This window comes from Pseudodonghicola flavimaris (assembly GCF_030164425.1).
GTDB classification, from domain to species: domain Bacteria; phylum Pseudomonadota; class Alphaproteobacteria; order Rhodobacterales; family Rhodobacteraceae; genus Pseudodonghicola; species Pseudodonghicola flavimaris.
Genome location: NZ_JASNJD010000013.1, coordinates 94,911 through 105,468 on the forward strand (window position 1 = coordinate 94,911; position 10,558 = coordinate 105,468).

Here is a 10,558-nt window from a genome sequence, read left to right on the forward strand (position 1 = left end):
CCTTACCGGTAGGTCACTTGCTTGACGGCGGCGATCACCTCGTCGGTGGTCACCAGCGCCAGTTTTTCCAGATTGGCGGCATAGGGCATCGGCACATCCTTACCGGTGCAGTTGATCACCGGCGCATCCAGATAGTCGAAGGCCTGCTGCATCAGCACCGAGGAGATGTAGCTGCCGACCGACCCCTGCGGCCAGCCTTCCTCGACCGTGACGCAGCGGTTGGTCTTCATCACCGAGCGGACGATGCTGTCGGTGTCCATCGGGCGCAGGGTGCGCAGGTCGATCACCTCGGCATCGATGCCCTCTTCGGCCAGCTTCTCGGCTGCCTGTAGCGTGTATTGCATGCCGGCGCCGAAGCTGACCAGCGTCACATCCTTGCCCTCGCGCCAGATCCGCGCCTTGCCGAAGGGGACGGTGAAATCCTCCATCGCCGGCACCTCGAAGCTGTGCCCGTAGAGCAGCTCGTTTTCCAGGAAGATCACCGGGTTGGGATCGCGGATCGCGGTTTTCAGCAGGCCTTTGGCATCGGAGGCCGAATAGGGCATCGCCACCTTCAGCCCGGGGATCTGCATGTACCAGGCGGCGTAGTCCTGGCTGTGCTGGGCGCCGACGCGGGCGGCGGCCCCGTTGGGGCCACGGAACACCATCGGCGAATCCATCTGACCGCCGGACATGTAGCGGGTCTTGGCGGCGGAGTTGATGATCTGGTCGATCGCCTGCATGGCGAAGTTGAAGGTCATGAACTCGACGATCGGTTTCAGTCCGCCGAAGGCGGCACCGACGGCGATGCCGGCAAAGCCATGTTCGGTGATCGGCGTGTCGATCACCCGTTTCGAGCCGAATTCGTCCAGCAGCCCCTGCGACACCTTATAGGCCCCCTGATATTCGGCGACTTCCTCGCCCATCAGATAGACGCGGTCATCGGCGCGCATCTCTTCGGCCATGGCGTCGCGCAGCGCCTCGCGCACGGTCTGGGTCTTCATCGGCGTGCCCTCGGGCCAGTCCGGGCTCAGGTCCACCTCGGGTGCCCTGGGCGCGGCGGCGGCCGGGGCCGCGGCGGGGGCAGGCGCGGGCGCTTCCGCCGCCGGAGCCGGGGCCGATGCCGCGCTGGCGATGTCATCGGCGCTCTCGCCCTCTTCCAGCAGCACGGCGATGGGGGTGTTCACCTTGACCCCCTCGGTGCCCTCGGCGATCAGGATCTTGCCGACCACGCCTTCATCTACGGCCTCGAATTCCATCGTGGCCTTGTCGGTTTCGATCTCCGCCAGGATATCGCCGGAAGAGACGGTATCGCCCTCTTTCACCAGCCATTTGGCCAGCGTGCCTTCCTCCATGGTCGGCGACAGGGCGGGCATCAGAATTTCGGTTGCCATCTCAGTTCATCCCCCTCAGGCGTAGATATCGGTCCAGAGTTCCGAGACATCGGGCTCCGGGCTTTCTTTGGAGAATTCGGCCGCCGCGTTGACGATGTCCTTGATCTCCTTGTCGATGGCTTTCAGGTCGTCTTCGCTGGCGTGCTTGCCGGTCAGAAGAAGCTGGCGCACGTGTTCGATGGCGTCGCGTTCCTCGCGCATCTTCTGCACCTCTTCGCGGGTGCGGTATTTCGCCGGGTCGGACATCGAGTGGCCGCGATAGCGATAGGTCTTCACTTCCAGGATGTAGGGGCCCTTGCCGGCGCGGCAGTGGGCCACCGCCTTTTCGCCTGCGGCCTTCACCGCCAGCACATCCATGCCGTCGACCATCTCGCCGGCGATGCCGTAGGCGGCGCCGCGTTCCCAGAAGTCGGGCGACTTGGTGGCGCGCTGCACCGAGGTGCCCATGGCGTATTGGTTGTTCTCGATCACGAAGACCACCGGCAGCTCCCAGAGCTGTGCCATGTTATAGGTCTCGGCGACCTGGCCCTGGTTGGCGGCGCCATCGCCGAAATAGACGAAGGTGACACGGCCGTTGCCCTTGTATTTGTCGGAGAAGGCGAGGCCTGCGCCGATCGGCACCTGGGCACCGACGATGCCGTGACCGCCGTAGAAATGCTTCTCCTTGCTGAACATATGCATGGAGCCGCCCTTGCCCTTGGAATAGCCGCCCTCGCGGCCGGTGAGCTCGGCCATCACCCCCTTGGGGTCCATGCCGCAGGCCAGCATATGGCCGTGGTCGCGATAGGAGGTGACCCGTTTGTCACCCTCTTCGGCGGCGGCCTCCAGACCGACCACGACGGCTTCCTGACCGATGTAGAGGTGGCAGAAACCGCCGATCAGACCCATGCCGTAAAGCTGGCCGGCCTTTTCCTCGAATCGCCGGATCAGCAGCATTTCTCGATAATAGGTCAGAAGCTCTTCTGCAGAAACGTTTGGTTTTGCAGCGCTTTTTCGCGTCGCCATGAAGATGGCCCTCCTCCGGAAAAGGATAGTTCAACGTTAAACTATCTATTACAGGATTTCCGCCCCGGGGGCGAGGGCTTTCTGACGTGACGGCAGAAACCACCCCTGCGGGCGGCGGGCCCGGGGGATCGCGTCAGATCGGAGAGGTCGGTTCTTGGTGTCGCGCGGCGGCGCTCAGCGGATCACGATCTCATCGGCGCGCAGCAGCCCCAGAACCGAGCGCGCCTGCTGGTCGAGCAGGTCGAGATCAAGATAATCGTCCGACAGCCGGTGGGTCAGATTCTCCATCCGGGCGATTTCGTCGTTGAGCCGGTCGAGATCCCCCTGCAGGGCGGTGGCCTCGGCGCTGATCTCCACCCGGCGGAACAGGCCGTAATCGCCCTGGACCGCGGCAAAGGTGAAATAGGCACCGACCGCGAAGGCGGTGGCAAAGAAGATCAAAGGGCCGAATCCGGGCCGGCTGGTACGGGTCACGATGCTGCTGCTTTCTGCCTTGAATGCGCCCTTGGCGAGCGTCTGTCTTCGGAGTATGCCACAGGCGATTCGCCGTGTGAATCCCAAATCTTATGCCTTTCTTTCAATGTGATTGGCGAAACATTGCCAGTCGCATTGCAGCGCTGCGCAATAACCTCCAGATTGGCGGCAACAGACGCAATCGGAAGGCGCGACAGCCGCTGTCGCCGCCCGTGCGGATCCGACCGCACCAGCCCGGGCAGAAGCCCGCCTTCGTGATCGTCTGCATGGCGCCCGGCGCCACGACAGCCCCGCGGCACAGGCTCCGGGGCGTTCGGATCAATCGGATTGAAGGAGAAGTCCATGTCGAACACCAGCACCAGTCTTGAGAACCTGCAGACCGCCCTGACGATGGAGCTGTCGGCCGCGACCCAGTATCTGCTGCACGCCCATGTTCTGGACGACTGGGGCCTGAACAAACTGGCCGACAAGATGCGCGAGGAGATGCAGGAAGAACTGGGCCATGCCGGCCGCTTCATCGATCGCATCCTGTTCCTGGGCGGCGACCCGGTGCTGACGCCGGAGAAGACCCCGGTGCGGGCAAAATCGCTGAAGGAGATGTTCGAACTCGACAAATCGGACGAACGGGACGCGATCGATTTCTACACCAAGGGCGCCCGTGCCGCCTTCGACAGCGACGATATCGGTACCCGGGCGCTGTTCGAGGAAATCGTCCTGGACGAGGAGGGCCACTGGGCCTGGCTCGACCTGCAGCTTGATCTGCTGCAGCGGATGGGGGAGCCGGCCTTTACCGCCAAATACATGAGCGTCGAAGACGCCGACAGCTGAGTGCCGGCAGAGCGCCCGGGGACAGCTCCCCGGGCGTTTCGCGTTTCCGGCTCAGCCTTCGGCCGCTTCCAACCGTTCCTGTGCCGTCATCCACAGGGTTTCGGCCTTTTCGACGGCATCCATCACCTCGGCGTACTTGCGGTTCCAGACCGCCAGGTCGCCGGCGCGCTCGGGTTCATAGAGCGCCCGGTCGGCCAGCTTGGCCGAGAGCTTTTCCTGCATCTCCGCCAGTTTCTGCACCCGCGCCTCGCATTTGCGCACCTCTGAGCGCAGCGCCAGCAGGGTTTCGCGCGATGCCCGTTTGGGTTTGGCCTCCACCGCGGCCGCCTTGGCGGGTTTGGACGGGGTGTCGCGGGTCAGCAGCTGGGCGCGATAGGCTTCCAGATCGCCCTCATAGGGGGCGACGCGGCCATCCTTGACCAGCCACAGCCGGTCGGCCACCAGGCTCAGTAGATGCATGTCGTGGCTGACTAGGATCACCGCGCCGGAATAGGCGGTCAGCGCCTCGATCAGCGCCTCGCGGCTCTCGATGTCGAGGTGGTTGGTCGGCTCATCGAGGATCAGCAGATGCGGCGCGTCGAGCGTCGCCAGCAGCAGCGACAGCCGTGCCTTCTGCCCGCCCGAGAGCTGCCCGACCACGGTTTCCGCCTGATCGGCGCCGAGGCCGAAGCCCGCCAGCCGTGCCCTGAGCTTGGACTGATGCTCGCCGGGGCGGGCGCGCTGCAGGTGCTGCAGCGGGGTCTCGTCGACGTAGAGCTCATCGACCTGGTGCTGGGCGAAGAATCCGATGCGCAGCTTGCTCGACCGGGTCATCTTGCCGTCGATCAGCGGCAGTCGGTCCGAAAGCATCTTCGACAGGGTCGACTTACCCTCGCCGTTGCGCCCCAGCAGGGCGATCCTGTCGTCCTGGTCGATCCGGAGCGTCATGCCGCGCAGGATCACCGTGTCGCCATAGCCGGTCGAGGCGCCCTCGAGCGAGATGATCGGCGGCGACAGCTCTTCGGGTTCGGGGAAGGAGAAGACTGTGCGCGCCTCGTCCTCGGGCGCGGTGATCTTCTCCATCTTCTCCAGCATCTTGACCCGGGACTGCGCCTGTTTCGCCTTGCTGGCCTTGGCCTTGAACCGGTCGACGAAGCTTTGCAGATGCGCCCGGCGGGCGTCCTGTTTCTTGGCCGCCGCCGCCAGCAGGGCACGCTGTTCGGCGCGCTGGCGGGCGAATTGGTCATAGGGCCCGCTGTAGAGCGTCAGCTTCTTGCCCTCCAGGTGCAGGATGGCACCCACCGCCCGGTTCAGCAGGCCGCGGTCGTGGCTGATCACGATCACCGTGTGGGGATATTTGCTGAGGTAATTCTCCAGCCAGAGCGCGCCTTCGAGGTCGAGATAGTTGGTCGGTTCGTCCAGCAGCAGAAGATCGGGCTGGGCGAAGAGCACGCCGGCCAGCGCCACCCGCATCCGCCAGCCGCCGGAGTAATCCGAACACAGGCGCTTCTGATCCTCGTCGTCGAAGCCGAGCCCCTTCAGGATGGCGGAGGCGCGGCCCTCGGCCGACCAGGCATCGATATCGGCCAGCCGGGTCTGGATATCGGCGATCCGCGCCGGGTCGGTCGCGGTCTCCGCCTCGGCCATCAGGGCGGCGCGTTCGGTATCGGCCGCCAGCACCGTGTCGATCAGCGAGGTCGAGGAGGAAGGCACCTCCTGTGCGACACCGCCGATGCGGGCCCGTGCGGGCAGGCTGATCGATCCCGATTCCAGCGCCAGCTCCCCCCGGAGCAGGCGAAACAGCGTCGTCTTGCCGGCGCCGTTGCGGCCGACAAGCCCCACCTTGTGGCCATCGGGAATCACGGCAGAGGCGCCCTCGAACAGGGGGCGGCCGGCGACAGCGTAGGTAATGTCTTCAATCCTGAGCATATCCGGCTCTTAACAGAGCTGATCGGGGCTCACCAGCGCTGTCAGGATGGTCATCCCCGAGACCCTGTGCTAGCCGCGACCGGGTGTCCCACTTCTCCCCTGGACTGGAAGAACCCCCATGGCTCCTGCCAAGACTCCGCCGCGCCTGCTGACCCTGATCCTGGCCACGGCGCTCTCCGTGCTGTCGCTGAACATGTTCCTGCCGTCGCTGGCGCGGATCGCCGAGACGCTGCAGGCCGATTACGCCCTGGCCAACCTGTCGATCGCCGGCTATCTGGCGATTTCGGCGGCGTTGCAGCTGGTGATCGGGCCCCTGTCCGACCGCTATGGCCGGCGCCCGGTGATGCTGGTCTCTACCGCCATCTTCGCCGCCGCTTCGGTCGGCTGCGCGCTGGCGCAGGATATCTGGGTGTTCCTGGGCTTTCGCATGCTGCAGACCGGGGTGATCGGCGGGCAGGTGCTGTCGCGGGCGGTGATCCGCGATCTGCACCAGCCCCGCGATGCGGCGCGGATGCTGGGCCATGTCGCCACCGCCATGGCGTTGGCGCCGATGCTGGGGCCGACGCTGGGCGGCGCGCTCGACATGGCGTTCGGCTGGCGGTCTTCCTTCGTGCTCTATGCGGTGCTGGGCTGGATGATGCTGGCGCTGCTCTGGGTCGATCTGGGCGAGACCAACGCCGCCGCCGCCACTGCGAGCTTCGGGCGGCAGTTGCGCGATTACCCGGAGCTGTTCCGCTCGCGCCGCTTCTGGGGCTACAGCCTCTGCGGCGCCTTCGCGGTGGCGGGGTTCTTCGCCTTCATCACCGGGGCGCCGCTGGTCGCCGCCGCCTGGTTCGACCTGAGCCCGGCGGCACTGGGGCTGGGCATCGGCATCATCACCGTGGGGTTCATGCTGGGCAATTTCGTCTCTGGCCTGGTGCGGTCGCGCACGCCCCTGATCACCATGGTGCTGATCGGGCGGGTCTTCGCTACCGTCGGGCCGGTGGGCGGGCTGCTGCTGTTCTACCTCGGGCAGGGCAACATGTGGGTGTTCTTCGGATCGGCCATCGTGGTGGGGGTGGGCAACGGCTTTACCAACGCCAATGCCAATGCCGGGGCTATGATGGTGCGGCCGCAGCTGGCCGGCTCCGCCTCCGGGCTGATGGGGTCGATGACGGTGGCGCTGGGGGCGGTGATGACCAGCCTGACCGGCGCGCTGGTGGCGCCCGAGACCGCGCCGTTCACCGTGCTCTGGATCATGCTGGTGACCGGCGTTCTGGGGCTGGTGGCGGCGCTTTATGTGCGCTGGGTGGACGCGCGCGACCCTTTGCCCGATCTGGGCTGATCCGGCGCGGCTCAAGGCTTTTCAAACCCGCCCGCCCGTGTTACGCGGCGCGCAATGTCAGCCCCGCCCGCATCCCCCGATGGGCGGCCAGTTTAGGAGCTATCGCCATGGCACTGGAACGCACGTTCTCGATCATCAAACCCGATGCAACCCGCCGCAACCTGACCGGCAAGATCAACGCCAAATTCGAGGAAGCAGGTCTGCGCATCGTCGCCCAGAAACGCATCCTGATGACCAAGGCGCAGGCCGGTGAGTTCTATGGCGTGCACAAAGAACGCCCCTTCTACGACGAGCTGTGCGAATTCATGTCGTCCGGCCCGGTCGTGGTGCAGGTTCTGGAAGGCGAGAACGCCATCGCCAAGAACCGTGAAGTGATGGGCGCCACCAACCCCGCAGATGCGGCTGCCGGCACCATCCGCGCCGAATTCGCCGAATCCGTCGGTGAAAACTCAGTCCACGGTTCCGACGCTCCGGAAACCGCGGCTGTGGAAATCGCCTATTTCTTCGCCGGCACCGAGATCGTCGGCTGAGACGGGATCATATCCGTTGCGAAAGGGGGTCTTCGGGCCCCCTTTTGTTTTGGCCGAAGAGGGCCGCGTCCGATCCGGGGTGGCAGGACCTTATCGCCGCCGCTCGATCACCCCGATCTCGTTCAGCACCGCCTCCAGCGCGCCCAGTGCCGGATCGGTGCTGCCGCGGGTCTCGGCGCAGATCGCGTCGAACCGGGCCCTGAGCGCGGCCTTCTCCTCGCCCCGGCAATCGTTCCAGGGCCGTCCCTGCAACCCCATCACCATGGCGTAATAGCCGATGAAATGCGGCCGCCGGCCTGAGGCCCGCAACCGCCGGTAAGCCTCGTCAGGGCCCAGCGCGCGCAGTTCCTCGGCCGAATGGATTCCCGCCCGGGCATAGAGCGCGACAGAGGCCGGGCCGAGATTGCGGATGGTTGAGACGGGATCGGACATGCGGCGATCCTAGCGTGGCCGGCGGCCGGGGCCAATCGCGGTCTGCCTCATTCCCCGCCGGAAGGCCCCGAACCCGCGTCGGACGGTCGGTTGTGCAGCAACCGGCGCGAGTCGGCGGCGCCATCCCGCTCGGTCAGGGCCATGACCTTCAGCGCCTCGTCGCGGCACTGAAAGATCAGCTCCTGCATGCAGCGCTCGGCGGCATCGGCATCGCGGGTCTCGACGCAGGTCAGCACCTCGCGCCAGATCTCGGCGTTCTCCCGGCGCCGCTCCGGGGTACGGAAATCGACGTGGAACTCGCGCCAGAGCAGCGACCAGACGATATCGTTGGCGCTGCTGTGCATGGTCCGCTGCAGCAGCTTACTGTCGGAACAACGGGTCAGCGCGGTGCCGATCCGGCCGGAGGCGAGGGCGAAGCGCAGCGGCTTGCAGTTGTCGTCGCGGGCCAGCACCTCCAGCGCCTCGACCCGCCGGCGCAATTCGGCCAGCGTGTCGGGGCGCCACATCAATGCGGCGTAGCGTGCGTTCAGCCCCGACAGAGAGGCGTGGACATTCAGCGCGTCGGCGAGGGTGTCGTGATCGAAGTTTCCGACCACTGCGCCGCGACGGGGGAACAGATCGGCCAGGCCGCGGTTGGTCAGGATGCGCAGCGCATCGCGGATCGGGCCACGACTGACCTCGTAATAGGCGGCCAGCTCGGCCTCGACCAGGCGCTCGCCGCTCTGAAACTCCCCGGCCATGATCCGCCGCGTCAGGTCGTCCGAGATCCGCTCAGGCAGATCGCGGTGGCCCCGCCAAGTCAGCGGATCGCCGGTCGAATCGTCCATGGCAGAGCGTTGGAAGGGCGCGGCGCGACGCATCTGAACCTCATTCATCCCAAGTTTTGAAAAGTCTAACATACTGAAAGTAAAAATAAAAGAACTAAATTGAAGACAATTGACGAAAGCGGCGACTTCGCCGTACTCTGAGCCCGCGGCCGGCCCGATGTCGAGGAGGGCGAGGGCCATCGCCGCGAAATGGGAGGAGAAAATCATGACACGTATCCGCAAGGGCGTGAGCGCAATCGCTTTGTCTTGCGTCCTGGCCGGAGGGCTGGCGGCGCCGCTCTTCGCCGAGACCTCGGGCGCGCTCACCGTCGCTCTGGCCGCTGAATCCACGACAATGGATCCGGCGAAATATTCCGCCGGCGTCGATCAGTATTTCATCGGCACCATGTTCGAGACGCTGGTCAAGCCGATGCCGGACGGCACCATCGCCAACTGGCTGGCCGAAAGCTGGTCGATCGACGACAGCAATCCCGAGAAACCGGTTCTGGACGTCCATATCCGCCCCGGGGTGACCTTTCACAACGGTGACCCGCTGACGGCGGCGGATTACGAATTCGCCTATCAGCGCCAGTCCGATCCGTCGGTGTCGCGCTGGTCGCATTTCCAGGCCAATGTGGAGCGGTTCGAGATCGTCGACGATCTGCACTTCCGGCTGCATTTCAAGAAACCCGACTCCAGCTATGTCGCCAACTACCTGCAGCTCTGGGCGCTGCCGAAGGCCTACTTCGAAGAGGTGGGCGACGAAGGGTTCGGCAAGCATCCTGTCGGCACCGGGCCGTGGAAGTTCGTGTCGCGCAAGGTCAAGGAAGAGCTCAAGCTGCAGGCCTACGACGGCTACTGGAACAAGGACCACCGCCCCGGGGTCAAGGACCTGACCGTCAAGATCATCCCCGAGGATCTGACCCGCGTCGCGGCGCTGCAGACCGGAGAGGTCGACTGGATCGACAATGTGCCGCCGGCGATGCTGGCGGATGTGAAGGGGCTGGACGGGGTGGCCACCGCCACCATGCCGGCGGGCAACCACCTGTTTCTGGATATGGACACCATCCCCGAGGGCCCCTTGCAGAAGGTGAAGGTGCGCCAGGCGATCGCCCATGGCATCGACATGGATGCGATCATCGACTCGGTACTGTTCGGCCAGGGTGAACGCTATGCCGAGGTGCCCGAAGGCGGCACTGGCTATGCGCCCGATCTGAAACCCTTCGACTATGATCCGGCGCTGGCGATGAAACTGCTGGCGGAGGCGGGCTATCCCAAGGGCTTCGAAGTCAACTGTTACAACCTCATCACCCCGCGCGAGCCCAACATGAAGGAGATGGGCGAGGCGATGTTCGCCTATCTCGGCACCATCGGGGTGCGCTGCAAGGTGGTGAACCTGGAATATGGCGCCTGGATCAACCTCGGCCGCAGGGACGAGAAGACCGACCAGCTGGAGGGCGGGCTGATTTCCTGGATGTGGGGGCAGGGTGTGCCCTCAGACCCGGCCATCGCCTGGGGCGGGCATCTGCACAGCTACCAGCCGGGCCATGGCTGGGGCAGCTATTCCCACGTCGACGATCCTGAGTTCGACCGGATGATCGAGGATGTGAATGCCACCATGGACCCCGATGCGCGGGCCGAGAAGCTGCGCGCCATCGCCAAGCGCAAGCATGAGCTGGTTCTGGGCGGACTGACCACCTATCAGCCGCTGGTCACCATGGCCTGGCGCGACGACAAGGTCAGCTACACCCCCTGGCCCTATCCCGGGTTCTGGCGGAATTTCCAGGAAATCGGCCTGAAGGTCTCCGACTGATCGGGTGCCCCGATCCGGTGTCGCTCCGGCACCGCGCTTGTCCTGCCGCCCGCTGGTCCGTGACC

The 10,558-nt window shown here is 65.3% G+C and carries 10 protein-coding genes; 4 read left to right on the forward strand and 6 right to left on the reverse strand.

What is annotated here, in order from left to right; translation table 11 throughout:
• Positions 1-2: 2 nt before the first annotated feature.
• From QO033_RS16575 to QO033_RS16585, 3 genes are all read right to left on the reverse strand, one after another.
• On the reverse strand, positions 3-1,373 hold the full coding sequence (locus QO033_RS16575; protein WP_284482093.1) for a pyruvate dehydrogenase complex E1 component subunit beta: 1,371 nt from the start codon (positions 1,371-1,373) through the stop codon (positions 3-5).
• 15 nt (positions 1,374-1,388) lie between these two features.
• Positions 1,389-2,378 (reverse strand): pyruvate dehydrogenase (acetyl-transferring) E1 component subunit alpha, encoded by a 990-nt coding sequence (gene pdhA, locus QO033_RS16580; RefSeq protein WP_284482094.1) that lies wholly within the window; start codon positions 2,376-2,378, stop codon positions 1,389-1,391.
• A gap of 174 nt (positions 2,379-2,552) precedes the next feature.
• Entirely contained in the window at positions 2,553-2,852 is a 300-nt protein-coding gene (locus tag QO033_RS16585) for an FtsB family cell division protein (RefSeq protein ID WP_284482095.1), read from the reverse strand.
• Between the two features lie 342 nt (positions 2,853-3,194).
• Here QO033_RS16585 and QO033_RS16590 point away from each other — a divergent pair, with 342 nt between their 5' ends.
• Positions 3,195-3,680 (forward strand): bacterioferritin, encoded by a 486-nt coding sequence (locus tag QO033_RS16590; protein WP_284482096.1) that lies wholly within the window; start codon positions 3,195-3,197, stop codon positions 3,678-3,680.
• Positions 3,681-3,731: 51 nt separating this feature from the next.
• Here the strand turns inward: QO033_RS16590 and QO033_RS16595 are convergent, their stop codons facing one another.
• Positions 3,732-5,588: an ABC-F family ATP-binding cassette domain-containing protein gene (locus tag QO033_RS16595; RefSeq protein ID WP_284482097.1), complete on the reverse strand. Its 1,857-nt coding sequence runs from the start codon at positions 5,586-5,588 to the stop codon at positions 3,732-3,734.
• Between the two features lie 118 nt (positions 5,589-5,706).
• On the opposite strand from QO033_RS16595, the gene QO033_RS16600 reads away from it, so the two are divergent.
• Both QO033_RS16600 and ndk read left to right on the forward strand, forming a co-directional pair.
• A complete protein-coding gene (locus QO033_RS16600) occupies positions 5,707-6,912 on the forward strand; it encodes a multidrug effflux MFS transporter (RefSeq protein ID WP_284482098.1) in 1,206 nt (401 codons plus the stop codon).
• A gap of 107 nt (positions 6,913-7,019) precedes the next feature.
• Positions 7,020-7,442, forward strand: a complete 423-nt coding sequence (ndk, locus tag QO033_RS16605) for a nucleoside-diphosphate kinase (RefSeq protein WP_028092089.1) — start codon at positions 7,020-7,022, stop codon at positions 7,440-7,442.
• 90 nt (positions 7,443-7,532) lie between these two features.
• On the opposite strand, the gene QO033_RS16610 is transcribed toward ndk, so the two are convergent.
• Both QO033_RS16610 and QO033_RS16615 read right to left on the reverse strand, forming a co-directional pair.
• Positions 7,533-7,874 carry a TfoX/Sxy family protein gene (locus QO033_RS16610; RefSeq protein ID WP_284482099.1) on the reverse strand — a complete coding sequence of 114 codons (342 nt, stop codon included), beginning with the start codon at positions 7,872-7,874 and terminating at the stop codon, positions 7,533-7,535.
• 47 nt (positions 7,875-7,921) lie between these two features.
• Entirely contained in the window at positions 7,922-8,734 is an 813-nt protein-coding gene (locus QO033_RS16615; RefSeq protein WP_284482100.1) for a GntR family transcriptional regulator, read from the reverse strand.
• 172 nt (positions 8,735-8,906) lie between these two features.
• On the opposite strand from QO033_RS16615, the gene QO033_RS16620 reads away from it, so the two are divergent.
• Positions 8,907-10,493, forward strand: coding sequence for an ABC transporter substrate-binding protein (locus QO033_RS16620; protein ID WP_284482101.1), 1,587 nt, complete (start codon positions 8,907-8,909; stop codon positions 10,491-10,493).
• Positions 10,494-10,558: the final 65 nt, after the last annotated feature.

What these genes read in the sequence shown, in the direction of transcription:
- QO033_RS16575 (WP_284482093.1), bottom strand. Translation starts at nt 1,373, where the DNA reads ATGGCAACCGAAATTCTGATGCCCGCCCTGTCGCCGACCATGGAGGAA.
- pdhA (WP_284482094.1), bottom strand. Translation starts at nt 2,378, where the DNA reads ATGGCGACGCGAAAAAGCGCTGCAAAACCAAACGTTTCTGCAGAAGAG.
- QO033_RS16590 (WP_284482096.1), top strand. Translation starts at nt 3,195, where the DNA reads ATGTCGAACACCAGCACCAGTCTTGAGAACCTGCAGACCGCCCTGACG.
- QO033_RS16595 (WP_284482097.1), bottom strand. Translation starts at nt 5,588, where the DNA reads ATGCTCAGGATTGAAGACATTACCTACGCTGTCGCCGGCCGCCCCCTG.
- QO033_RS16600 (WP_284482098.1), top strand. Translation starts at nt 5,707, where the DNA reads ATGGCTCCTGCCAAGACTCCGCCGCGCCTGCTGACCCTGATCCTGGCC.
- ndk (WP_028092089.1), top strand. Translation starts at nt 7,020, where the DNA reads ATGGCACTGGAACGCACGTTCTCGATCATCAAACCCGATGCAACCCGC.
- QO033_RS16610 (WP_284482099.1), bottom strand. Translation starts at nt 7,874, where the DNA reads ATGTCCGATCCCGTCTCAACCATCCGCAATCTCGGCCCGGCCTCTGTC.
- QO033_RS16615 (WP_284482100.1), bottom strand. Translation starts at nt 8,734, where the DNA reads ATGCGTCGCGCCGCGCCCTTCCAACGCTCTGCCATGGACGATTCGACC.
- QO033_RS16620 (WP_284482101.1), top strand. Translation starts at nt 8,907, where the DNA reads ATGACACGTATCCGCAAGGGCGTGAGCGCAATCGCTTTGTCTTGCGTC.